Here is a 25,015-nt window from a genome sequence, read left to right on the forward strand (position 1 = left end):
GCGCCGGTTACAGGTTCGGCCCGGTGCTGCCCCGGAGGATCTCGTTGAACTGCTCTTCCGTGAGAATCTGCTTCTCCAGCACGAGCTGGCGCAGCGTCTTGCCCGTCGCCCGCGATTCCTTGACCAGCTCGGCGACGCGGTCATAGCCCAGCTTGGGGTTCAGCACGGTCGCGAGGCCCAGGCTGTGCTCGAAATAGCGGGCGCACACCTCGCGGTTCGCCCGGATGCCGCGCACGCATTTCTCGTCCAGCAGGGCGCAGCCGCGCTCGAGGTAGCGCGTGGCGCGCAGGAGATTGAACCCGATCAGGGGCATGTGCGTGTTCAGCTCCAGTTGCCCCGCGCCGCAGGCGGCCGCCACGGCGGCGTCCAGCCCCAGGATCTGCAGGCATACCATGTTGACCGCCTCGCAGGCGCTGGGATTGATCTTGCCGGGCATGATCGAGGAGCCCGGCTCCAGCGACGGCAGGACGATCTCGTCGAACCCCGTGGCGGGGCCCGAGGCCAGCAGGCGCAGGTCGTTGCAAACCTTGCCGACGTCCAGGGCCAGCAGCTTCAGCGCGGATGAATACTCGGCCAGGTCGGTAAGGAACTGGGTGGCCTCGATGCCGTTCTCCGCGCCCTCGTACACCTCGCCCGTGAACGTGCCGAGCGCGCGGATCATGAAGGGCCTGAAATCCCGCTTGGTGTTCACTCCCGTGCCGATCGCGTTGCCGCCGACCCCGAGCTCCCGGAGCTTCAGGCGCGCGGACTCGACGCGGCGCACGTCCTTTTCCAGGGCGCGCGCCCACGCGCCGAATTCCTGTCCCAGCGTGATCGGCACGGCGTCCTGCAGGTGCGTGCGGCCGCTCTTGAACACGTCGCCGAATTCCTTCTCCTTCCCGCGCATTTCCTCGGTCAGGCGGCGGAGGCTCAAGAGCAGCTCCGAGGCCTTTTCAACCAGCGCGATCTTGACCGCCGACGGGAAGGCGTTGTTCGTCGAGGTGCCCAGGTTGACGTCGTCGTGCGGGTGGATCGGCTGCCGGTCCCCGCGCTTTCCCCCCAGGCTTTCGTTGGCGACGTTGGCGATGACCTCGTTGACGTTCATGTTCGAGGAGGTCCCCGACCCGGCCTGGAATACATCCACCCTGAACTCCCCGTCGAATTCCCCCTTCAGCGCGCGCAGGCATGCCGCCTTGATGGCGCTGGCCTTCTCCGCCGGCAGCATGCCCAGCGCGGCGTTCGCCGTGGCCGTCGCCCATTTGAGCTTGATCAGCCCGCGGATGATTTCCAGGGGCACCGGCTCCCCGGCGATGTCGAAATTGTCCAGCGATCGCGCCGTGTGGATGCCGTACCAGGCCTCGTCCGGCACTTCCTTCTCGCCCAGGGAATCCTTCTCCACTCTCATCGTGTCTTTGCTCCGTTTTATCTTGTTCGCGCGATGGTACCGAAACAGGGACGGCGGTCAAATCGCAAACGGCGGCGTCCCTCTGGAAAAACACGCAAGGTGTCCTATATTCATACTCCCGCGGGTTACGCGGGATAACAAAGAAAGGCTGAAACCATGCCCCACGAACTGCCGAAACTGCCGTACTCGCTCGACGCGCTGGAGCCGCACGTGGACGCCCGCACGATGGAAATCCACCACGGCAAGCACCACGCGGCCTACGTCAACAACCTGAACGCCGCGCTCGAGAAGCATCCCGAGCTCCAGGGGAAAAGCCTCGAGGCCCTGCTGAGCGACCTGGCGAAGGTCCCCGAGGACATCCGTGCGGCCGTGCGCAACAACGGCGGCGGGCACTGGAACCACAGCCTGTTCTGGCAGTGGATGGCGCCGAAGAGTTCCGGCAAGCCGGTCGGCACCGTCGCGAAGGCGATCGACGCCGCGTTCGGCAGTTTCGACTCGCTGAAGGAGCAATTCGGCAAGGCCGCCGTGGGCCGCTTCGGCTCCGGCTGGGCCTGGCTCTGTGTCAAGGACGGCAAGCTGTGCGTCTGCTCGTCGCCGAACCAGGACAACCCGACGATGAAGGGCGTCTCGGAATGCCCCGGCGCGCCGGTCCTCGGCCTCGACGTCTGGGAGCACGCGTACTACCTGAAATACCAGAACCGCCGCGCGGACTACATCGCCGCCTGGTGGAACGTCGTGAACTGGGAAAAGGTGGAATCGCTCTACGTCGCCGCGCGGTAACGAGGGTGGCCGTCGCGCTCCGCCGCGACGGCCTCCCGTGCGCGGAGCGCCCGCGCCGCGGGTCGCCGGCCAGCGCGACCTTCTTGTTCGCCATGGCATTCAAAAATGCCAGACGGCGGACAATTCCAATCCGGCCTCATAATCGTCGCGGGCAATCGGACTGTCCCCGATATCGCTGCTGTAGAGTTCCGCCTCGGCCGCCGCGATCACGTGTATGTGGTCGGTAATATAGCGCCGGTAAATCAGGTTGATGCCTGTCGAGCGATATCCGCCGTCCAGTTCCGTCTCGGCCAGGCCCGACGCTTCGGCATCCTCTGCCGAAATTCCGAAGTCCTTGTTGATGAAATCATCCGTGCCGAAGGTCGAGAAAACGTAGACCTCGGTCCCACGGCCGTCGAGTTGGTCTCCAAACCGGTGTCCGGCGGCGAGAATGCCCAGCCATCCGAACCCGCTTTCTCCTCCCATCACACGGCCGGCGATCCAATTTCTCCACTCTTCGCCGAGGCTGCGGCGCGTTTCCAGGAATCCGACGAGATGCGAATCGCGCTCTTCCAATCCATCGAGCGCCCCGTCCTCCGAGTCGTCAGGTTCAAGCCCATCCTCATATCGCGCCCCCGCCTGAACCAGCCACACGTCAGCGAGTCGGCCGCGCCAACCGAGTTCCATCCCCTCCCAGAACAGCAGATGGTGGCCGGTTCGCCACTGGACGGCGCCGGCCGGATCCAGCTCGACCTCGTACTCGTCGGAGCCGTCGTAGGCGGCTTCGTATTCGATGCCCGCGCCGAGGGCCACGCCCCACCCGCCGCCCCGCGTGAAATCAAGCACCGAAGGCAAAGGCACCAGGGCTTCGACTTCCTGGGCCTGCTGTGCCAAGGCGGTTACGCCGGTCGCCAGCCCCAGCACCATCGCGCCTACTTTCTTGATGTCCTGCATGGTCATCTCGCCTTTCCTTTTTTTTTGCTGTATTCCCCTGTGCGGCACCTTGCGCGCACGCGACACGATAGCACTGGAACATGCGGCCTCCAGGGCTTTTGCACGAACGGGACGGACTTTTGCACGAACGGGCGGCAGGCCGTCCGGTAAAGCTCCTTTTCTGTGTGCGCATCACGAGGATTTTGGATACGTTCCGCGCATGAGCGCTGTGTTCCGCGTTGGCGACCTGTCCCCCTGGAAATACTTCCTTGGCGTGTCGATCGCGCTCGGAATCCTCTTCGCCGCCCTCCGTCCGGAAGGAACCGCCGACCGCGGACACATCCCGGCGCTGCTCCAGTGGCTGGCGCAGGCGATGATTCCCATGGCCCTCTGCATCGTGGCCCATCTGGCGCTGCATCGGTCGTCCGCTTTCGATCGCCTGAACCCATGGCTGAAGCTCCTGGCTTCAGGAGGCCTCGGGGCCTTTCTGTTTTCACCGGTCGCGTATGGTATCGACCTGCTTCTGGGCGATGGGCCAAGCCCCGGGCATTCTCATCTTGCCGGATGGCTGGATGAGCTTGGCGCCGTGCTGGTGCCCGTCGCCTTCACGTGGGTCGCCGTCAACGCGCCTTTTCGGCTCGGGTACTCGTTCCGCCGGGAGGTGGTCGCCCCGCCCGCCGCGCCGCCCGATCCTCCTGCGGCGCCGCCAGCCTCTCCATCCGCGGCCCCGTTCTTCCTGGGCCTGATCCCCGCGGCACTGCGCGGCGAGCCGATCCACATGAAGTCGGAGTGGCATTACCTCCGCGTGGCGACGATCAAAGGCCAGAGCCTGATTCTCTACACGCTGCGTGACGCCATCCTCGAACTGCCGCCGGACATGGGGGTCCAAACGCACCGGTCCTACTGGGCGAACCTGGCTCACGTGAAGGAGTTCAAAACCCGCGGACGACTCGCGACACTGACGATGAGCGACGGCGCGGCGGTGCCGGTCAGCCGGTCCAAGGTCAAGGACTTGAAGGCGCGACTCGGGCGACTCCGTTGACCGTGGATCGGCCCTGCGGCCCGCATCCCGGCAGCGCCTGTTCCGAATCATACCAGGTACGGGTGAGAGGCGGTACGAACGGCGTCGCAGAGCTCCGCCCTCCAGTGGCAGGAATCATGGAGGGGCGAGTTCCTGCGAGCCCGAAATCTACCCGCATTCACCCGGATTTGGTATCAGTTGGGCCCCCGGCGGTGGCCGGATCATTGAAGGATGAAACTTCCTGTCCGCGCAGCACGGGAGTGCGGCGTGGCACACCGCTCCCGCAGTGTGCGCTCATGGAATCATCAAGCCGGCGGCGGCTCCGCGGGCGCTTCGGCCTCCGGAATCTCGTCCTCGGGCTCGACGGTCGTCGCGGAGACCAGCTTGTCGCCCTCGGAGAGGTTGATCAGCCGCACGCCCTGGGTGTTGCGGCTGATGACGCGGACGTCACTGACCGGGATCCGGATCATCTGGCCCTGCTCGGTGATCAGCATCAGCGCGTCGCTCTCGCGGACCGCGTGCGCCCCCACGACCAGGCCGTTGCGCTCGGACGTCTTCATGGTGATCACGCCCTTGCCGCCGCGGTTCTGGTCCGGGTACTCGTCGAACGCCGTGCGCTTGCCGTAGCCGTTCTCGGAGATGCACATCAGCGTGGCGTTGGGCTCGACGACCTCGATGTTCTCGACCCGGTCGTCCTTGCCCAGCCGGATGCCGTAAACGCCCACGGTGCCGCGCCCCTGGTCGCGCAACTGCCCCTCGTTGAACCGGATGCTCATGCCCCGGCGGGTCACGAGGATCAGCTCGTTCTGCCCGTTCGTCAGCCGCACGCCGACCAGCGTGTCGCCCTCCTCGATGGCGATGGCGATGATTCCGCCCGCGCGCGGGTTGCCGAAGGCCGCGAGGGTGGTCTTCTTCACGATCCCGGCCGCCGTGGCGAAGACGAGGAACTGGCTCTCCGGGAACTCGCGCACCGGGATGCACGCGGCGATCTTCTCGTCGGACCCGATTTCCAGGAAGTTGACGATCGCCTTGCCGCGGGTCGTGCGCCCGCCCTCGGGAATTTCGTAGACCTTCTTCCAGTACACCCGCCCCTTGGCGGTGAAGAAGAGCATGTAATCGTGGGTGGAGGCCGTGAAGACGTGCTCGACGTAGTCCTCCTCCTTCGTGTCCATCCCCACCACGCCCTTGCCCCCGCGCCGCTGCTGCTTGAAGGTGGCCACCGGTACGCGCTTGATGTAGCCCGTGTGGCTGATCGTGATCACGCACCCGCGGTCGGCGATCAGATCCTCGACGGCGATCTCGCCCTCGTCCGGCACGATGTCCGTCCGGCGCTCGTCGCCGTAGAGCTTCTTCATCTCCAGCAGGTCGTCCTTGATCACGCCGTAGATCTTGCGCTCGTTCGCCAGCAGGTCGCGCAGGTAGTTGATCAGCTTGATGATCTCCTCGTACTCCGCGTCGATCTTCGCCCGCTCGAGGTTGGTCAGCTGGTAGAGCCGCATCTCGAGGATCGCGTTGGCCTGGATCTCCGAGAGCTTGAACCGCTCCATCAGGCGCGCCCGCGCCCCGTCGCGGTCCTTGGACTCGCGGATGGTCTTGACCACGGCGTCCAAGTGGTCGAGCGCGATCTTGAGGCCCTCGAGGATGTGCGCGCGGGCCTCGGCCTTTTCCAGGTCGAACTTCGCGCGGCGGGTGACGACCTCGAACCGGTGCGCGATGAAGCACTGGATCATGTCCTTCAGGTTCATCACGCGCGGGCGGCCGCGGTCGATGGCCAGCATGATCGCGCCGAACGTGGATTCGAGCTGCGTGTGCTGGTAGATGTTGTTGAGGATGACCTTCGGGATCGCCCCGCGCTTGGTCTCGATCACCACGCGGATGCCGTCCTTGTCCGACTCGTCGCGGATGTCCGAGATGCCCTCGATCTTCTTGTCGTTGACCAGGTCGGCCAGGTTTTCGATCAGCGAGGCCTTGTTCACCGTGTAGGGCAGGTCGTGGATGATGATGCTTTCCTTGCCCTGCGGCCCCTCCTCGATCGAGGCGTGGCCGCGGATCTTCAGCAGGCCGCGACCGGTCTCGTACATGGATTTGATCTGCGCGGTGCCGCAGAGCATGCCCGCCGTCGGGAAGTCCGGCCCCTTGACGAACTTCATCAGGTCGGCCACCGCCGCGTCGGGATGGTCGATCAGGTGGGCGGTGGCGTCCACGATCTCGCCGAGGTGGTGGGGCGGGATGTTGGTCGCCATGCCGACGGCGATGCCCGTGCTGCCGTTGACGAGCAGGTTCGGGATGCGGGCCGGCAACACCTTCGGCTCCAGCATCTTCTCGTCGTAGTTCGGCTGCATGTCGACGGTGTTCTTGTCGATGTCCGCCAGCATCTCCTCCGCGAGCTGCTCCAGGCGGCATTCCGTGTACCGGTAGGCCGCGGGCGGGTCGCCGTCGATGCTGCCGAAGTTCCCCTGCCCGTCGATCAACAGGTAACGCATCGAGAAATCCTGGGCCATGCGGACGAGCGTGTCGTACACGGCGGCATCGCCGTGGGGATGGTACTTGCCGATCACGTCGCCGACCACGCGCGCGCACTTGACGTACGGCCGGTTGTGCAGCCAGCTCCCCTCGCGCATGGCGAACAGGATGCGCCGGTTGCCCGGCTTCATCCCGTCGCGGACGTCCGGCAGCGCGCGGCCCACGATCACGCTCATCGAGTAATCGATGTACGCGCGCTGCATCTCGTCTTCGATGTTGATCAGGTCGACTCTGTCGTTTCGATCGTACATAGGATTTCTTGACCGCGGATTGCGCGGATACCACGGATGCAAAGAGCGCTTCCCATCCGCGCCATCCGCGTAATCCGCGGTTTATTCTTAAATATCCAGGTTCCGAACGTTCAGCGCGTTGTCCTCGATGAACCGGCGGCGGGGCTCGACCTCGTCGCCCATCAGCACGGTGAAAATCTCGTCCGCCTTCACGGCGTCCTCGAGCGTGACCTTGAGCATCTTGCGCTTCTCCGGGTTCATGGTGGTCTCCCAGAGCTGCTCGGGATTCATCTCGCCGAGGCCCTTGAACCGCTGGATGCTCAAGCCCTTGCTCCCGTGCTCGCGGACTCGGTTGAGGAGTTCCTGCAGCGAGAACAGCGGCAGGTCCTTCTCGTCGCCGTTCTTCAGCGTCAGCAGCGGCTTCTCCTGCGGCAGCAGGTTCCCGACCTGGAAGCCCTTCTTCTCCAGCGTCGCCAGGAGCTTGCCCAGCGCGGGCGCGGAGTATAGCTCCGTCCAGCGGAGGCCGCGGCTCTTCTTGGCCTCCTCGCCGCCCTCCCCGAAGATCTCCAGCTGCTCGCCGGACCGCTTCTCCGCCTCCTCCAGCAGGCCCCGCAGTTCCGGCTCCGTGAACGCGAAATGATGTTCCGGCTCCCCGCCCACCGCGATCGTGACCCGGTACTGCGGGAGCTGGCCGGTCTTCGGATCGCGGTGCTGCAGGTACTCCGCCACGTCCACGCCGCGCCGCCGGATGCGGTCCAGGTGCGTCTCGATTTCGAACAGCAGGTCCAGCAGGTCGGAAAGCGGCTTGCCGCTCGACAACTCCTTGCCCTTCGCGTCCGCCAGCTTCAGGTCCTCCATGCCGAGCTCGAGCAGGATGCGCGTCATGTGCGCGTCGTTCTCGATGTACTCCTCGCGGTTCTTGCGCTTGACCTTGTAGAGCGGCGGCTGGGCGATGAAGACGTTCCCGCGGTCGATCAGCGCCTGCATCTTGCGGAAAAAGAAGGTCAGCAGGAGCGTGCGGATGTGCGAGCCGTCCACGTCCGCGTCGGTCATGATGATGACCTTGTTGTAGCGCAGGTTCTCGATCTTGAAATCCTCGCGGCCGAACCCGGTGCCGAGCGCCGTGATCATGGTCCGGATTTCGTTGTTGTTCAGCATCTTGTCGTCGCGGGCCTTCTCGACGTTCAGCACCTTGCCGCGCAGCGGCAGGATGGCTTGGAACCGCCGGTCGCGGCCCTGCTTGGCCGAGCCGCCGGCGCTGTCGCCCTCGACGATGAACAGCTCGCAGAGCTCGGGGTCCTTCTCGGAGCAGTCCGCCAGTTTGCCCGGCAGCCCGCCGCTGTCCAGCGCGCCCTTGCGGCGCGTCAGGTCGCGCGCCTTGCGGGCCGCCTCGCGCGCCCGCGCCGCGAGCACGCCCTTCTCGATGATCCGCCGCGCCACCGACGGGTGCTCCTCGAAGTACGTGCCCAGCTCCTCGTTCACGATCGAGGCGACGATGCCCTCCACTTCGCTGTTACCGAGCTTCGTCTTCGTCTGCCCCTCGAACTGCGGGTCCGGCACCTTGACGCTGATGACGCACGTCAGGCCCTCGCGCACGTCGTCCCCGCTCATCGTCTCGTCGTCGCCCTTGAGCAGCTTGTTGGCCTTGGCGTACTGGTTGATCACGCGGGTCAGGGCCGAGCGGAACCCGCTCAAGTGCGTCCCTCCCTCGATCGTGTGGATGTTGTTGGTGTACGTGAAGATGTTCTCGTTGTAGGCGTCGCTGTACTGCAGCGCGATCTCGACCTGGATCCGGTCTTTCTCCTTCTCGAAGAAAACCACCTTGGGGTGCAGCGGGTTCTTGTTCTTGTTCAGGTGCTCGACGAACTCGACGATACCGCCCTTGTACTTGAACGTCTCCTCGCGGGCCGGCTCCTCCTGCTTGAGCGTGATCTCGATGCCCTTGTTCAGGAACGCCAGCTCGCGCAGCCGGTTGGCCAGGGTGTCCCAGCTGAACTCCAGCGTCTGGAAGATCTTGTGGTCGGGAAAAAAGGTCACCTTCGTCCCCGAGGACTTGGTCTTGCCGATGGTCTCCAGTTTCGTGGTGGCCACCCCCCGCTCGTAGCGCTGGTGGTAGACGCTGCCGTCGCGGCGGACCTCGACCTCCATCCATTCGCTCAAGGCGTTCACGCAGGAGACGCCGACGCCGTGCAGGCCCCCCGATACCTTGTAGCTCTCGTGGTCGAACTTGCCGCCCGCGTGCAGCGTGGTCATCACCACCTCGACCGCGGGCTTCTTCTCCGTTGCGTGCATGTCCACAGGGATGCCGCGCCCGTCGTCCACGACGCCGACCGAGCCGTCGGAGTTCATCGTGACCACGATGCGCTTGCAGTAGCCCGCGAGCGCCTCGTCCACGCTGTTGTCCACGACTTCGAACACGCAGTGGTGCAGGCCGCGCGCACTCGTGTCGCCGATGTACATCGCGGGCCGCTTGCGGACGGCGTCCATGCCGCCCAGCACCGTGATGGACTTCGCGTCGTACTTCGCCCCGCCGGCGGCCGGCCGGGCCGGCTCCGGCGCCTCGGCGACGGCGGTTTCGACCGCCGCGGAGGGCGCCGGGGCGTCCTCCTCCGGGGCCGGTGCAGACGGTAATTTTACTGACTTCTTTGCCATGGAAAATCGCTCCAGGAAAAAGCTTCCGAACTATATCGAAAAGCGGGGTAACAGTGCAACAAAAAAAACGGCCCAAATCCGAGAAAAAACGCGGAATATGGCCCATAATTGAGGCTTTTTCTGCTCCGTTATTTCTTGACATAATAATGGCGAAAATATCGCTCAACGCGAGGCGGTTGAAATGGTCGAATCCTGGCGTATCTTCCCGGCAACAGGAGAACCTGGCATGAGCAAAAAATTAGCAGTTCTGGTGGCAACGGGATGCGTCGCGGCCGGCCTATCAGCCTGGGCGGGCGGAGCGTGTTGCGGCGGCTCGGCCGCGGCGAAGACGGAAGGCGAGAAGGTCGCTGCCGCGGGAGAAGCAAAGGCCGGTTGCGCCGCGGGCGAAGCGAAGCCGGCGTGCGCGGCGGGCGAGGTCAAGGCGGCCGGAGGGGCCGGGGCGGAAGTGAAGGCCCAGAGCCAGTGCCCCGTGATGGGCGGCGCGGTGAACAAGTCCATCTACGTGGATCATGGCGGCAAGCGCGTGTACCTCTGCTGCAACGCCTGCGTGTCGACCTTCAAGGCCGACCCGGAGAAGTACGTCAAACAGCTCGCGGAGGCCGGCGTGCAACTGGAGGAGGCGCCCTCCGCCCAGTAGACAGGAAACAGTTTGCGTCCACCGCGCCGGGGTTCGGTATCCTCCACAACCGACCCCGGCGCATTTTTTAAAAGGACTACCTCGTTTTCTTCAACCGCGCCACGGCCTCGATATGGAACGTGTGCGGGAACATGTCCAGCGATTGCACGGCTTCCAGGGTGTAGCCGGCCTCGATCAGTTTCTGCAGGTCGCGCGCGAGCGTCGCCGGGTTGCAAGACACGTAGATCAAGTGCGGCGGCGCGGCGGACAGCAGGGCCGCCATCGCTTTCGGATGGAGCCCCGGCCGCGGCGGGTCCACGACGACCAGGTCGGCCCGCTCTCCCCTTAACGTGTCGCCCACCCGCTCGGCCTCGGCGCAGGCCATCCGGACGTTCGTCAAGCCGTTGAGCTCCACGTTCCGGCACGCCGCGTCCACGGACGGCGCATGAGATTCTATGCCAAGCACTTGCGACGCGGCGGAGGCCAGGTGTATCGCGATGGGACCGGTCCCCGCATAGAGGTCCACGGCCCGTGCCGGCCTGCACCCCGTTGCCCAATCGCGGACCAGCCCGAACAGCCGCTCGCCCTGCCGCGTGTTGGTCTGGAAAAACGTGGCCGGGCCGATCTCGAAAAGGAACCCGTTCAGGCGTTCGCGGATCAGCCCCGGGCCGGACAGGACCGCGGTCGAACCCGGCGGCGCGGCCTCCGGGACCAGGGTGTGAAAGCTGGCGAGCACGGTGGTCGCGAGATCGCCGAGGACGGCGGGCAGCCGGTCGAAGGCCGCGTGGCGCTCGGCCGCGTGCAGGTGCACCATCCGCTCGCCCGTGAGCTTGCCCTCCCGGACCACCAGGTGGCGGACGAGGCCCTGCTGTTTCTCCTCGTCGTACACGGGCAACCCGTGTTCCTGCACAAAGGCCAGGACCCGGGCGAGGATCTCGCGGGACTCGGGCGACTGGAGCAGGCAGGTGCCGGCGGGCACGACGGTGCGCCAGTCGCCGCGCCGGTGCAGGCCGAGCACGGGCCGGCCCTCCGCCGTGCCGAACGCGAAGCCCATCTTGTTGCGGAAGTGAAAAGGCTCCGCCATGCCCAGCGGTTCGGCAACGATCCCCGGCACGCCGGGCAGGCCGTAAAGGGCTTCGAGCAGGATCTGGTGCTTGGCGCGCAACTGGGCCGGGTAGGCCATGTGCTGGAACGCGCAGCCGCCGCACTGGCCGAACACCGGGCACGGCGGGGCCTGCCGGTCCGGCGACGGCTCCAGGACCTCCAGCGCCTGCGCGAACGCGAAGGATTTCTTGCGCTGCGTGATCCGCGCGCGGACGCGCTCGCCCGGCAGCGCTCCCTCGACGAACACGACGAAGCCGTCCGGCCGCGCCAGCGCGCGGCCCTCGGCCACCATTTTCTCGGCCGTCAGTTCCAGTTCACGCATGATCATGCATCCCGTCCGCCCGGAGCGAACCGCGCATCCGCCCGGCGTGCCCAAGCTCGCCGCTTCTTCCAGCCCGCCGGCGGACATGCCGATGGCGTTATAGCACATCTTCACGGTTCTCCGGGTCGGGCGCTCCGCCCAGCCAGACGCGCAGCTTCTCCGTGTTCTTCCGGTCGAAACGGAACGTGGCCGCCCCCAGGGGATGCTCGACGCGCAGCTTCCAGGCCTTGGCGGCCCGGTCCGCGATCGCGCCCGCCGCCTCGTCGCGGGTCAGGATGAACGCGCGCAGGAGATCGTGCTGGACCAGGAAGGCCCGGTCGGGCAGGAGGCGGACGCGCGTGCGCCGGTCCGCCGTCTCGACGACAGCCGGTTCGTTCTTCAGCTTGAGCTTGCGCAACGCGGCGCAGACCTGCTTCGTCGACTTGATCTGCGCCGGATCCACGGCGGCCACGAGGTCGCGCAGCGGGCGCAAGCGCGCGTACTGGCCCCCGACGGCCGCCGCGGCAAGCAGAGGCACGACCAGGCTCTGGATCTCGATCTCGCCGGACGCGCGCAAAACCAGGATCGCGATCGCCACGTTCCACGCCAGCAGCAGGGCCATGGTGACGGCCTCGGCCAGCAGGATGCCCAGCGACGGGCGACCCAGCGCCCACATCCCGGTCCCGAGCATCAGCACGCCCAGGCCGAGGGCGCCCGCGCCCAGCCATGTCTCCCGGATGGCCAGGGCGCCGAACACGACGTTGATCAGGCCCCAGGCGATGCCGCCGAGTCCGACCTGGCGGATCAGGCGGCGCGCGCAGATGGCCAGCAGGTTGCGGTTCTCGGGCCTGTCGAACAGGGGATCAAAGGCCGCGGAGGTTTTCACGAGGGGCTCCCGTGCAGGTACTTGATCACCTGGACCTTCTCGATGGTGATCAGCCCGCCGCTTTGCGCGGCCTCGAAGAGTTCGTGGAGCTTCGGCAGGAAACGGTTGATCTTCTCCTCGTCGTCGTTGATCTCGATGACGACGGGCAGGTCGCTGGAGAGGTCCAGTATCTTGGCCGAACGAATCCGGCTGGTCGGGCCGTAGCCCAGGATGCCGCGCCACGCCGTCGCGCCCGCGAGGCCGGCCGCACGAGCTTCCTTGACGATGACCTCGTACAGCGGCGCGTGCCGGACCTTGTCCGACTCGCCCAGGAAAATCCGCAGCAGTTTCGCCTCGCCTTTGAGTTCCATGATCCCCCTACGCTTTCAGCCACAGTTTCACCGCCAGCGCGCCGATCCAGAACATCGCCAGGCACCCGCCCAGTGTCAGGCCGAAGTAGCCCGCCGCCAGCCACAGCTCGTTATCGCGCAGGAGCTGGGCCAGCTCGTAGATGAAGGAAGACATCGTCGTGAACCCGCCGCAGATCCCTGTCGCCAGCAGCAGCCGTGCCGCGGGGCTCAAGACCTCGGTCGCCGCGGCCAGCGCGCTGATCGCGCCGATGGCGACGCAGCCGAGCAGGTTCGCCCACAGCGTCCCGTGCGGGAACGAGATGGAATAGCGCTGCGCGAGGAGCGTGAGCGCGTAGCGCAGGACCGAGCCGACGAACCCGCCCGCGCCGACCAGCAGCATGGAGAGCAGCATACGCATGATTTTCTATTCTGCCACAGACGACGAAAAAGGTACACGTTCCTTCATGTGTGCTGAGGTCCGCGGCGCGTATCCAGCCGGTCATGATTCGGAGATGGGCTTCCGCCATTCGCGACAGTACCCTAGGCCATACTTTACAAAGTATGGCCACCAATATAATCTGTTAAAAATTATCATTCTTTACTGATTAATAATAAGTTATGGCGATTTTCCTGGCTCCTTAGAAGCCATTCAACGCCTAGGCCATACTTTGCAAAGTATGGCCTAGGGTAGCGTCCTTGAAATGACATGGTTCTATTTGCGCCCCCCCGCGAGATTACGCCTCCGTCCCGCGTCGCTTCGAGTGCGCAACACCGGCGGCCTTGTGTCTCGCGGACTGGCCGGCGAAGTTCGCGGGGCGAACCCGGATGAATAAGCTTGTGGCCAGCCGCGCAGGGCGCGGTGTGTCTCGCTTTCGGGACACGGCACCAGGCCTATGTTTCCCGCGGGGCCGCGCGACGCGCGATGGCCAGCAGGTTCGGACCGCGGCCCAGCCGTTCGGCCAGGATGTAGACGGGCCAGGTCAGCATCTTGACCGGAGAGGAACCGGCGGCCCGCGCGAGAAACCTCCTCCACGCCGAGGGATGTTCGCGAGCCCAGTTTCGCAGGCTCATGGTGACGTACCAGTGGCGCCCGCCGCGCGTCAACAGACGCACGTCCGTCCAGCCGGTCTCGACCAGCAGCCGCGCCAGGACACGCCGCGGGAACAGGCACAGGTGCCGGGGCACGTCCCACCCGACCCAGTGCCGGCCGAACCGCCGGGCCATTCCGCTCCCGGGATCCGGCAGGCTCACGAGCAGCGTCCCGCCCGGCCGCGCCACGCGGGCGGCCTCCGCGAGCGTCTCCCGCGGATCGGGCGCGTGCTCGAGAACGTGCCAGAAACACACCAGGTCGAAGAAGGCGTCCGGCAGGCGCGCTTCCCGAAGCGTGCCGTGGTGAACGTCCAGGCCGCGCCGGTCCCGCGCCAGGGCCGCCGCGTCGGCATCGGGCTCGACGCCACAGGTTTTCCATCCCCGCCCCCGCAGCGCTTCGAGCAGCCATCCCGTCGCGCAGCCGACGTCGAGCACGCGGCCGGGAGCAGGGCCAACCTTCTTGATCAGCGCGACGCGCTGGGCTATGTCCCGCCGGCGCCCACGATCCATCGCCGCGGCATGGGGCTCGTAGTTGGCCGGATAGAAGGCCGCCCGTTCCGCCGCGGCGGGGCGAGGGCTAAGGTAGATCAGCCCGCAGGCCACGCACCGGCGCACGGGGAAAACCCCCGGGCACCCGTGCAGGGCGTCGCGGCCCTCGAAGAGGGTCTCCGCGTTGGAATCCCCGCATCCCGGGCATGGAACCGCCTCGCCGATCTTACACCTCCCGCCCTGGGGGCCCCTTGGCGCGAAAGCCGTCGCGCAGGCCGCGCACGTAGGCGGCGGCCGCGCGGGGCCGGCCCGCCAGGACCAGGCACGCCATGATCCGCGCCGCGCTGAAAAGGCGCCAGGGCACGATCGCCAGCCACTGCGCCCCTCTCGCGTTCTTCCGGAAGAAAAGGACCGAACTGCGGGCGGACCAGTACCGCTCCATGACGGTCCCCCGCCCGCCGCTGCTCGCGGCGCCCGCGTGCCGCGCACACCCGGCGCTGTCCACCCACAAACTGAATCCCGCCGCCTGGAAGCGGAGACAGAGGTCCATGTCCTCGAAGTACATGAAGAACCGCTCGTCGAAAACGCCCGCCGCGGCCAGGGCGCGGAGATCCATGAGTAGCGCGCAGCCGTAGAGGTAGTCCCGCGCGAGAAGCCGGGGCCACGCCGCGCGCCACGGCCGCCCGTGGCGCGTGTCCATGTTGCCGAGCGTGGTTCGGTTCCGGCGCGCGCCGGCCGACCAGATGCGCTCCCCGGCGCCGGGGAAAAGCACAAGGGGTGCGACGGCCCCGACGCCGGGCCGGGACGCCGTCTCCAGCAGCCGCTCGATCGTGTCCGGCGTCACGGTCGCGTCGTTGTTCAGCAGGAATACGTGGGACGCCCCGAGAGCGCGCGCCCGCGCGATCCCCTGGTTGGCCGCCGCACCGAAACCGCGGTTCACCGGGTTGCGCAGCAGCTCGACGCCCGGGAACTCGCGGCCGATCCGTTCCGCGGAATCGTCCTCCGAGCCGTTATCCACGACCACGACGGCCAGCGCGCGATGGGTCTGGCGGACGAGGGAGCGCAGGCATTCCGCCGTTTCCCGCGGACGGTTCCAGTTGATCACCACGGCGCACACGAGCGGCGCGCGGCCGGACCATGTTGTCACTCCCGCTTCCTCCTCTTCCTTCGACGCCCCCGGCCTCCTCGCCCCTCGCATGCTGTGGTCAATCCGCCCGCGCGTCCAGGATTTCCTGCCGCTGGCGCTCGAGGTCGGCGATCTCCTGACGCCAGAACTCCTGCGAGCCCCAACCGGGCGAGAGCCGGGCGAAGCCGCCGTCGGCCTTCTGCCGGGCACACCACGCGGTGTAGTGGATGAACCGCATCGCGCGCAGCGGCTCGACCAGGCGCAGCGTCCCGCGCGGGAACGGCAGGAAGGTCTCGTAGCCCTCGAGCAGGCTCTCCAGTTCGAAGCGCGCGGCGCGCACGCGGTCGGGCAGGAGCATCCACAGGTCCTGCACCGCGGGCCCGACGGCCATGTCGTCAAAGTCCAGTAAGTGGAACCCCTCGCCCGGCCGGTGCAGGATGTTCTGGCGGTGACAGTCGCCGTGGATGCGGTGCGTCTCCACGCCCTCGAACTCCGGGGCCACGAGGTCGATAAGTTCCGTCACAACTTGTCCATAGGCGCGGGCCGTGCCGGCGGGGATCGTGCCGGACCGGAGGATGAAATCCAGGTGTTGCCGCGTGGAATGCTCCGGGTGCAGCCTGATCCGGTTTTTCGGGAGCCGCCGCGCGCCGACCGCATGCATGCGCGCGAGGAGCCGGCCGAGTTGCGTCCAGGTATTCGCGTCGGGCTCGTCCAGCGGCCGGCCGCCCCGCTTCGGGAACAGGGCGAAGTCCGTGTGCGCCAGTTCGTGCAGCAGGCTCCCGTCGCGGCCCGGCAGGGGCGGCACGACGGGCACTTCTTCCGCCGCGAGTTCGGCGAGAAAATCCAGTTCGTCCTGAAGCGCCACGCGGTCCCATCGGCCGGGCCGGTAGAACTTGGCGATGACGAAGCCGCCAGCGTCGAGCCCGACCTCATACACGCGGTTGATGTAGCTGTTCAGCGGCCGGCAGAGGTTCGAGCACGCGGCGCCCAGCGTGTCCTCGACCGCGTTGATCACGGCTTCGGGCGTCAGGTGGCTGAAGTCGGCGGTCTCCATGGGGGACAGAGACTAGCACGAGGCGCGGCAAAGCGACAGAGCGGATGCCGAGTCGCTTTTTTATTCCATATCACTTTCCCGCAGGCTGCGCTTTCCTGTTTAGTAAAACGATTTTCCGCGCTCGCGCCACCTAAATTTTTCTGTAGCAACGAATTACTCTTTCCCAAATGTTGGTCCGGGGGTACTCTCCACCCCCTGAATCTACATGAAGGTTGTTGCATACCCCCCCCCAGCGAGGCGTTCATGAAATCGATCAAGATCCTCACCTGTAGTGTGCTGTGGTCCGCCCTGATCTTTCCGGCCGCGGCGGTGAAGGTCCGCGTCACGGGCGCGGACGCCGTCCGTCAATTGACCGATGCCGGCGGCACGGTGATCGCCGAGTACGAATCGTTTTCCATCCTGGAGGCCGACGCGGCGGCGGTCGCCGCGCTGGGTGACACCGCGGAGGTCCTGGAGTCCGGCGGGCGCATCCTGCTGAACGCGGGCACGGTGGACACCGCGCAGCCCGCGACGAGATCCCTGCGCGCCCGCGCTTCGCTGGGCAAGGGCCGCGCCCTGCACCTCGTCCAGTTTGTCGGCCCGGTGAAGCCGGGCTGGCACGACGCCCTCGTCGGCGCCGGGTTCCAGGTGGTGGACTACATTCCCGAGAACGCCTATCTCGTGTACGGCGACACGGCGGCGCTGAACAAGCTCCGCGCCCTTCCGGCCCGGCGCAGCGGCCTGAACTGGGAGGGCGAGTACCTGCCCTCCGACCGCCTCGCCCCGGAGACCTCGGCCGCCGTCGCGAAGGCCAAGGCCGGCGCGGCGGCCCCCGCCCTGTTCGCCATCCAGATGGTCCGCGACGGCGAGGCCAACGCCGCGACGCTGCTGCTCGTGGAGGCGCTCAAGCAGGCCGCCGTCTACCGCCAGGCCGAGGTCGGGCCCTATCTGAATGTCATCGTGAAACTCGCCCCGGACGCGGTCGAAACCCTGGCCGCGCAGCCGGACGTGATCTCGATCCGCCCCTACGTGATCCCGCGGAAGTTCGACGAGCGGCAGGACATGATCGTCGCCGGGAATCTCGCCGGCAACGGGCCGTCCGGGACGGGCTACCTGAACTGGCTGTACTCAAAGGGGTTCACGCAGGACCAGTTCACGGCCTCCGGGTTCGTCGTGGACGTCTGCGACTCGGGGACGGACAACGGCACGACCACGCCGAACCACTTCGGCCTGTACGTCGCCGGGAACACGGGGCTGGTCTCCCGTGTCGCCTACGCCCGCCTCGAGGGCACGGCCAACAGCGGCAGCACGATCCAGGGCTGCGACGGGCACGGCAACCTGAACGCGCACATCATCGGCGGGTACAACAACCTCTCCGGATTCCCGCACGCGGACTCCGCCGGCTACCGCTACGGCCTCGGGGTATGCCCGTTCGTCAGGCTGGGTTCGTCCGTGATCTTCGATCCCGCGGAGTTCACCTCGCCGGACTACGAGGACATGATCTCCCGCGCCTACCGCGACGGCGCGCGCATCAGCTCGGACAGCTGGGGCGCGGACACCGCGGGCGCCTACGACATCGACTGCCAGCAGTACGACGCGCTGGTCCGCGACGCGCAGCCCTCGGGCGCCGCCGTGACGAACGCGGGCAACCAGGAGATGACCATCGTCTTCGCGGCGGGCAACGCGGGCTCCAGCGCCCAGACCGTCGGCTCGCCCGGCACGGCCAAGAACGTCATCACCGTCGGCGCGGCGGAGAACGTCCACTCGCACTCCTCGACCAACGGCGGCAACAACGCCGCGGGCAACGACGGCTGCGACACGCCGGACACCGAGGCCAACAGCGCCAACGACATCGCCTCCTTCTCCAGCCGCGGCCCGTGCAGCGACGGGCGCGCGAAGCCCGAGATCGTCGCGCCCGGCACCCACGTCACCGGCGGCGTGGGCCAGCAGACCCGGACGATGAGCGGCAACGGCAACGACCTGGCCTGCTTCGAGGGCACCGGCGTCTGCGCCCTGCCCGGCGGCGGCACGACGGGGAACACGAACAACTTCTTCCCGCAGGGCCAGCAGTGGTACTCGACCTCCTCCGGCACGAGCCATTCCACGCCCGCGGTCGCGGGCGGCTGCGCGCTGATCCGGCAGTACTTCATCAACCAGGGCTGGACCGTGCCCAGCCCCGCCATGGTGAAGGCCTTCCTGATGAACGCCGCCCGCTACATGACGGGCGTGGACGCGGGCGATACCCTGTGGTCCAACGACCAGGGCATGGGCATGATGAACCTCGGCTTCGCCTTCGACGGCGCGCCGCGCGTCCTGCGCGACCAGCGGACCAACGACATCTTCACCGCCAGCGGCCAGTCGCGCACGATCAGCGGCGTGGTGGTCTCCAACGGCCTCCCGCTCCGCGTCACCCTCGCCTGGACCGACGCCCCCGGCTCGACCTCGGGCAACGCCTACAAGAACGACCTCAATCTCGTCGTCATCGCGGGCGGCCAGACCTACCGCGGCAACGTCTTCAGCGGCGCGACCTCCGCCGCGGGCGGCACGGCGGACGCGCGGAACAACGCCGAAAGCGTGTTCCTGCCCGCCGGCACCACCGGCACGGTCGTCATCACCGTCTCCGCCGCCAACATCAACTCCGACGGCGTGCCGAACTACGGCGGCGCGCTGGACCAGGATTTCGCGCTGGTGATCTACAACTTCGAGGAGCAGGAAATCCCGGCCATCGCGGACGCGGGCGCGGCCCTCGTTTCGGAGGGCTGCGGCGCGGGCAACGGCGCGATCGACCCGGACGAAGTCGTCACCCTGGCCGTCGCGCTCCGGAACGTCGGCTCGGCCGACACGACCAACGTCGTCGCCACCCTCCTGGCCGCCGGCGGCGTCACGGCCCCGAGCGGGCCGGAGAGCTACGGCGCCCTCCTCGCCGAGGGCGCGGCGGTCACGAACACCTTCACCTTCACCGCCACGGGGACCTGCGGCGGCACGCTGACGGCGACCCTGGCGCTCGCCGACGGCGCCGCGTCCCTCGGCCAGGTAAGCTACACCTACACACTCGGCGGCACATCCGACGCCGCCGCCACGAACCAGAACGCCGCGGCCATCGCCATCAACGACAATGCCGCCGCCAGCCCGTATCCGAGCACCATCAGCATCGCCGGCCTCGTCGGGACGGTCAGCAAGGTGGTCGTCACGCTCAACGGGTTCAGCCATACCTATCCCGAGGACGTGGACGTGATTCTCGTCAGCCCGGACGGCGAGAAGGTCTCGCTGATGGGCGCGGTGGGCGGGGGCACGGGGGTCAGCGGATTGACACTGACGTTCGACGACGACGCGGAGTCCGAGGTGGGCTCGCCCATCACCAGCGGCACGTACCGGCCGACCGGCACGGCCGAGACCATGCCGTCGCCCGCGCCAGCCGATCCGTACGCCAGCGCCCTCTCCCAGTTCAACGGCGGCAATCCCAACGGCGATTGGAAGCTCTACGTCGCGGACCAGGCCGCCGAGGACTCCGGCAGCATCGCCTCCGGGTGGAAGCTCGCCGTCACCGCCTCCGAGCCGCTGTGCTGCGGCAGCAACAAGCCGCCGGTCATCGCCGCCGTGGGGAACAAGACCGTCACGGAGAGCAACACCTTGAGCTTCGCGGTCACGGCGAGCGACCCGTACGACGGCGACCCGATCACGCTGGTCGTCTCCAACCTGCCCGGCGACGCGACCTGCCCGATCGTCGGCACGACGGGCTCGTTCAGCTGGGTCAGCGCCACGCCCACGGGCGTGTACGAGGTCGTCTTCAACGCCTCCGACAAGGACGGCGCGGACGAGGAGCGCGTGACCATCACCGTCGAGCCGGCCCCCTACGTGGACACCAACTGCGCCGTGATCATCTCGGAATACGTCGAGGGCTCGTCCAACAACAAGGCCGTCGAAATCTACAATCCCGGCGCGGCCGCCCTGGACTTGGCGGCCAGCAACTATGTGCTGCATCTCTCCATGAATGGCGGCTCGCCCATCTACAACATAAGTCTCACGGGAACCATTCCGGCCGGGGGAACGTATGTGATTGCCAACAACACCGCCGGCGCGACGCTCCTGGCCCTGGCCGATCAAACAAGTGCAAGCATGTCGTTTAACGGCGACGACGCCGTCGTGCTCTACCGGGGAGGCACGAACGGTGTCGTGGTGGATCACTTGGGACAGGTGGGCGTTGACCCGGGCAGCTACTGGGGCACGGAACCCAACACGACCGTGAATCATACCCTGCGCCGCATGCGGGAGATCACCCGCGGCAACACGAATACCACGGCCGCCTTTGACCCGGCCACGGAATGGGCCGCCTACGCGGTCGACACGTTCGACGACCTGCGCACGCACGACAGCGACTGCGCCGGGCCGGCCCTGCCGACGCCGCCCGTGCTGGTCGCCATCGGCGCGAAGTCGGTCGCCCTGACCAACACGCTCCAGTTCACCGTCACCGCCACGCCGACGGACGGCGACGCGGTGACCCTGACGGCAAGCAACCTGCCCGCCGGCGCGGTCTTTTATCCGACCAACGAGGCCGCCTCCTTCCTCTGGACCAACGCCTCGCCGACGGGGACGTACAGCGTCACGTTCAACGCCGCCGACAAGGACGGGTCGGACGAGGAACCCGTCACGATCACGGTCAGCGCTGGCGGGGGCGGAGGCGTGCCGCTGAGTATCGGCGGTTATAAACTTGTGCAGAGCAACGCCACGCAAAACTTCACCTTCCCGGCCGGCACCACGGTGTCCCCGGGAGGACACGTCATTCTGGCCCGCAAGGCCTCGAAGGAGGCCTTTGAGGCAGCGTGGGGCGTAACCCTCGGGGCCGATGTCGTGTTCCTGAATTCCGGCGATGTCCTGCCGCAAATCAATGGGGGAGAAAACTACACCCTCCTTGATGATGCCGGAACTCTTGTAGATGGCTCAACGCAGACCAACTGGCATCCGAATAATTTCTCGGTCCAGCGAACAAACCTGTTGGGCAGCGCCTCCATGACGCAAAACTGGATCCGCATTTCCAGGACCAATGCGACGCCTGGAACCAGCGTTTCCGGAACTGGAACCGCCGGCCTTCGCATCAGCGAGTATTCAGACGCCATCAACTTCTCTAATGAGTTTGTCGAACTCTACTATGACGCAGCCGGCGGGGCCGAAGGTCCGCCGGTGCTGAACGCCATTGGCGCGAAGTCGACGATGGTGAGCAACGCGCTGCAGTTCACGGTTTCGGCGACGATGACGGACGGGGACGCGGTGACGCTGACGGCGAGCAACCTGCCGGCGGGGGCGTCGTTCTACCCGACGAACGAGGCCGGGTCGTTCGTCTGGCCGATCCCGTCGCCGACGGGGACGTACACGGTGACGTTCAACGCGGCGGACAACGACGGGGCGGACGAGGAGACGATCACGATCACGGTGACGCCCATCGTGTACACGCTCGACTTGAGCGGCTGGCAGCTCAAGCAGTACAACAGCGCGCTGACCTACACGATCCCGAACGGCACGGTCGTGGAGCAGGGCGGATACGTGATCATCAGCCGCGCCTCCGACAAGGCCGCCTTCGAGGCGGGTTGGGGCGTGACGCTGGGCGCGGACGTGGTGTTCCTGAACTCGGCCGAGAAGGGCGTGCAGATCAACGGCTCCGAGCAGTATGACATCCTGAATGCCGCGGCCATGCTGGTGGACGGCACGACGCCGGCGGCGCTGAACCCGTCGAGCAGCTCGGTCCAGCGCACGAACCTGGTCGGCGACGCCTCGGCGGCCGAGAACTGGTGGCGGACGTCCCGCACGAACGCGACGCCCGGCGCGGGCGTCGCGGGTAACGGCACAGCCGGCCTGCGAATCAGCGAGTATGCCGACGCGGTGAATTACTCCAACGAGTTCGTGGAACTCTACTACGACGCCTCCGCGGGCGGCGGGACGCCTCCGTTGCTGGCGCCGGTGGGCAACCAGTCCGTGTACCTGGGCAGCAACCTCGCCTTCGCGGTGACCGCGACGCCCACGGAGGAGGATCCCGTGACGCTGACGGCGAGCAACCTGCCCTCCGGCTCGTTCTTCTACCCGACCAACGAGCTGTCGTGGTTCGTCTGGGACGCCGCCTCGTCGACGGGCACGTACACGGTGACCTTCAACGCGGCGGACGACGACGGCTCCGACGAGGAGACGATCACAATCACGGTCAACGGGCTGCCGGTCGAGGAGCCGGACATCACGGGCTTCGCCGTGCCGGCGGGCGCGACGGCGTCGGCGACGCTGACCTCGGTCCTGGGCCAGAGCTACACGCTGGAATACACGACGGACCTCGGGGCCCAGCCGCCGGTCTGGACGCCGGCGGACACGGAGATCGGCGACGGCGGCGTGATCACGCTATCCGACCCGACGCCGGCGGACACGCTGCGGATCTACCGCATCGTGACGCCGTAGGGATGGACGGGCTTGGAGGCGCCGCGCCCTCGCGGCGCAGGGCGGGCCGGGGGCGGCCCGCCTCCAACAACGGGGAGCAATGAAGGACCGCTTTCGGAGACTGCGGCGGGAGATCGGGTTCCTCCGCCCGCGCTGGCGCGAGGGCTGGTGGCGGACCTACGCGGTCGCGGGGCTGTACCCGCTGCTGCGCCCCGTGGCACGGGAAGCCTGGCTGGACCGGCACCGCGCGGTCTTCGCCGTCCGGCACCACTCGCTGGTCAATTATCCCCGGCTGCACAGTTTGTACCGGCTCGCGGGCGAAATCCTGTCGGGCCCGGCCGGCGGCGGCGCGGCGGAATGCGGCGTATGGCGCGGCGGCAGCGCGGCGCTCTTTGGCGCGCAGGCCCGGCGATTTCGGACGGCAGCGCGGTTCTGGCTGTTCGATTCGTTCCAGGGCCTGCCGGAACCGCGGGAGATGGACGAGACCTGGACGGGGAAGACACTGAAAAAGGGCGACCTGACGGGGAGCCGGGAACTCGCAGAGGATCTGCTGTTCCGAAAGTTCGGGCTCGATCCCGCCCGGTTCGAGATCGTCCCCGGCTGGTTCGCGGACACGATCCCGCCGGCCGCGCCGCGCGTCGGCCCGCTCGCCATCCTGCACATCGACTGCGATTACTACGATCCCGCGAAACTCTGCCTCGAGCAGTTGTATCCGAAGGTGTCCCCCGGCGGCGCGGTGATCATCGACGACTATCACTACTTCAAGGGCGCGAAGATGGCCACGGACGAGTTCCGGCGGGCGCACGCCATTCAAACCCCGCTCGTCCCGACCGACCGGTTCGGGGTGTGGTTCCAAAAAGAGTGATGGAAGGCGGCGGGCTCTGGCACTCACCGGGGATTCACGCCGGCCCGCCTTCCAGAATCCGGAACAACTGTTCCACGGCCGCCGTGCCATCGGGCGCCGCTGGCACCCGCGCCCCGCCGGGCAGAACGCTCCCTATGGATAGCCGTTCGGCCGCGCCCCCGCTGCCGGCGACGGCGACCACGGGTTTGCGCGCGGCGAGGAATTCGACGGCGAGCGCCAGCGTGGGCATTCCGCCTTCGATGACCACGGCGCCGGCGCAGGCCGCGGCCAGCACGGCGTGCCGCGCCGCGCCCAGGCCCGTGGGCAACACCACGTCCGCCGCGTCATGCCGCTCCGGCAGCTTGTCCCCGCCGGCCAGGGCCAGCGTCAACCCTCCGGCGGCCCGCGCCCCGGCAAAGGCGGCGCCAAACACCCCGCCGCATTCCCCGGCCACCGTGACGGCCCCGCGCCGGGCTATGGCCTCCCCGGCCACGCGGGCCGCCTCGAGCAGGGCCGGTTTGTCGGTCATCCCGCTGCCGATGATCGCCACGAGGAGTCGCTTCACCGGGGCCCCTTCCAGTTCCACCATTTCAGTTTTTCCGGATCGTACAGCGAACGGCTCGCGAAGTAGTCCGCGCTCACGCTTGCCGGGGCGATCTGCAGTTCATCTTTCAAGCGGGCTCCCCATTCTTGCGGGGCGGGAGCGCCCCGCCATCGGCTGGCGGAGCCGCCGCGCCCTCGCGGCGTTCGCCGGGCCGGGGGCGGCCTGTCTCCAGCAGCCCCTGGTAGAGACGGGTCACGACTTCCCGATCCTCCGGCTTCTTCAGCTTGAGCAAGGCCTCGGCATGCACGCGCGCGGCGAGGTCGGCGTCATTCATCCGGCGGAGCGCAAGGTCCAGGAGGTCGTGGTAGGGCTTCAGTTCCCGGGGATACTTTCGGATGATCTCGTGGTACTCGCGGATGGCCTCGGTGTATTCTCCTTTCTTCACGAGCGACTCCGGGATGCCGTAGATGGGCGGCGGCGGAGAACGGTCCGTCGGCCAGAAGATCGCCGCGAACGGCGCGGCCAGGATGCGCGCGATGGGGAACGCGACGACCCAGGCCCCGGCCAGCAGGAGCCCGCACCCGATAAAGCCGCCGCCCGGGTGGCCCATGAAAAGGAATCGGAACCCGGAGACAAAACAGAATCCGGCGAACGCGGCCCGAAACAGAATCCACAACAACGTTTTCACGGCGCGCCGGTTCTTCTACCAGAAGGACGGCGCCGGGTCACGCCCGGGCG

18 protein-coding genes are annotated in these 25,015 nt (G+C 67.2%); 5 read left to right on the forward strand and 13 right to left on the reverse strand.

Going from position 1 to position 25,015, the window contains the following annotated elements:
* Positions 1-7: 7 nt before the first annotated feature.
* The gene (locus KA248_04445) at positions 8-1,384 is read right to left on the reverse strand and encodes an aspartate ammonia-lyase (protein ID MBP7829147.1); all 1,377 of its coding nucleotides are present in this window, start codon (positions 1,382-1,384) and stop codon (positions 8-10) included.
* 156 nt (positions 1,385-1,540) lie between these two features.
* On the opposite strand from KA248_04445, the gene KA248_04450 reads away from it, so the two are divergent.
* Positions 1,541-2,164 (forward strand): superoxide dismutase, encoded by a 624-nt coding sequence (locus KA248_04450; GenBank protein MBP7829148.1) that lies wholly within the window; start codon positions 1,541-1,543, stop codon positions 2,162-2,164.
* A gap of 99 nt (positions 2,165-2,263) precedes the next feature.
* Here KA248_04450 and KA248_04455 read toward each other — a convergent pair whose 3' ends face one another.
* Positions 2,264-3,088 (reverse strand): MipA/OmpV family protein, encoded by an 825-nt coding sequence (locus KA248_04455; GenBank protein MBP7829149.1) that lies wholly within the window; start codon positions 3,086-3,088, stop codon positions 2,264-2,266.
* Positions 3,089-3,296: 208 nt separating this feature from the next.
* Here KA248_04455 and KA248_04460 point away from each other — a divergent pair, with 208 nt between their 5' ends.
* On the forward strand, positions 3,297-4,118 hold the full coding sequence (locus KA248_04460) for a LytTR family transcriptional regulator DNA-binding domain-containing protein (protein ID MBP7829150.1): 822 nt from the start codon (positions 3,297-3,299) through the stop codon (positions 4,116-4,118).
* 284 nt (positions 4,119-4,402) lie between these two features.
* Here the strand turns inward: KA248_04460 and gyrA are convergent, their stop codons facing one another.
* Together gyrA and gyrB are read right to left on the reverse strand one after the other, a co-directional pair.
* Positions 4,403-6,871 (reverse strand): DNA gyrase subunit A, encoded by a 2,469-nt coding sequence (gene gyrA / locus KA248_04465; GenBank protein ID MBP7829151.1) that lies wholly within the window; start codon positions 6,869-6,871, stop codon positions 4,403-4,405.
* A gap of 87 nt (positions 6,872-6,958) precedes the next feature.
* Positions 6,959-9,502 carry a DNA topoisomerase (ATP-hydrolyzing) subunit B gene (gene gyrB / locus KA248_04470; protein ID MBP7829152.1) on the reverse strand — a complete coding sequence of 848 codons (2,544 nt, stop codon included), beginning with the start codon at positions 9,500-9,502 and terminating at the stop codon, positions 6,959-6,961.
* A gap of 226 nt (positions 9,503-9,728) precedes the next feature.
* Here gyrB and KA248_04475 point away from each other — a divergent pair, with 226 nt between their 5' ends.
* A complete protein-coding gene (locus KA248_04475; protein ID MBP7829153.1) occupies positions 9,729-10,139 on the forward strand; it encodes a hypothetical protein in 411 nt (136 codons plus the stop codon).
* A 76-nt stretch (positions 10,140-10,215) separates the two neighbouring features.
* On the opposite strand, the gene rlmD is transcribed toward KA248_04475, so the two are convergent.
* From rlmD to KA248_04510, 7 genes are all read right to left on the reverse strand, one after another.
* Positions 10,216-11,658, reverse strand: a complete 1,443-nt coding sequence (gene rlmD / locus KA248_04480) for a 23S rRNA (uracil(1939)-C(5))-methyltransferase RlmD (GenBank protein ID MBP7829154.1) — start codon at positions 11,656-11,658, stop codon at positions 10,216-10,218.
* Positions 11,642-12,409, reverse strand: coding sequence for a hypothetical protein (locus KA248_04485; GenBank protein MBP7829155.1), 768 nt, complete (start codon positions 12,407-12,409; stop codon positions 11,642-11,644). Before KA248_04485 ends, rlmD begins: the two co-directional genes overlap by 17 nt.
* Positions 12,406-12,759, reverse strand: coding sequence for a DUF190 domain-containing protein (locus KA248_04490; protein MBP7829156.1), 354 nt, complete (start codon positions 12,757-12,759; stop codon positions 12,406-12,408). The genes KA248_04485 and KA248_04490 overlap by 4 nt, the downstream gene beginning before the upstream one ends.
* A gap of 7 nt (positions 12,760-12,766) precedes the next feature.
* Positions 12,767-13,156, reverse strand: coding sequence for a fluoride efflux transporter CrcB (gene crcB / locus KA248_04495; GenBank protein MBP7829157.1), 390 nt, complete (start codon positions 13,154-13,156; stop codon positions 12,767-12,769).
* Between the two features lie 473 nt (positions 13,157-13,629).
* Entirely contained in the window at positions 13,630-14,442 is an 813-nt protein-coding gene (locus KA248_04500) for a class I SAM-dependent methyltransferase (GenBank protein MBP7829158.1), read from the reverse strand.
* Positions 14,443-14,542: 100 nt separating this feature from the next.
* Positions 14,543-15,463: a glycosyltransferase family 2 protein gene (locus tag KA248_04505; protein ID MBP7829159.1), complete on the reverse strand. Its 921-nt coding sequence runs from the start codon at positions 15,461-15,463 to the stop codon at positions 14,543-14,545.
* A gap of 58 nt (positions 15,464-15,521) precedes the next feature.
* Positions 15,522-16,496 carry a serine/threonine protein kinase gene (locus KA248_04510; protein MBP7829160.1) on the reverse strand — a complete coding sequence of 325 codons (975 nt, stop codon included), beginning with the start codon at positions 16,494-16,496 and terminating at the stop codon, positions 15,522-15,524.
* A gap of 243 nt (positions 16,497-16,739) precedes the next feature.
* On the opposite strand from KA248_04510, the gene KA248_04515 reads away from it, so the two are divergent.
* Positions 16,740-22,910 (forward strand): S8 family serine peptidase, encoded by a 6,171-nt coding sequence (locus KA248_04515; protein MBP7829161.1) that lies wholly within the window; start codon positions 16,740-16,742, stop codon positions 22,908-22,910.
* Positions 22,911-22,989: 79 nt separating this feature from the next.
* Positions 22,990-23,754 (forward strand): class I SAM-dependent methyltransferase, encoded by a 765-nt coding sequence (locus KA248_04520; protein MBP7829162.1) that lies wholly within the window; start codon positions 22,990-22,992, stop codon positions 23,752-23,754.
* A gap of 34 nt (positions 23,755-23,788) precedes the next feature.
* On the opposite strand, the gene KA248_04525 is transcribed toward KA248_04520, so the two are convergent.
* Positions 23,789-24,322, reverse strand: a complete 534-nt coding sequence (locus KA248_04525; protein MBP7829163.1) for a TIGR00725 family protein — start codon at positions 24,320-24,322, stop codon at positions 23,789-23,791.
* An 82-nt stretch (positions 24,323-24,404) separates the two neighbouring features.
* Positions 24,405-24,965 (reverse strand): hypothetical protein, encoded by a 561-nt coding sequence (locus KA248_04530; protein ID MBP7829164.1) that lies wholly within the window; start codon positions 24,963-24,965, stop codon positions 24,405-24,407.
* Between the last annotated feature and the right edge of the window lie 50 nt (positions 24,966-25,015).

The organism is Kiritimatiellia bacterium, assembly GCA_018001225.1.
In the GTDB taxonomy this organism is placed as follows: Bacteria; Verrucomicrobiota; Kiritimatiellia; order CAIQIC01; family JAGNIJ01; genus JAGNIJ01.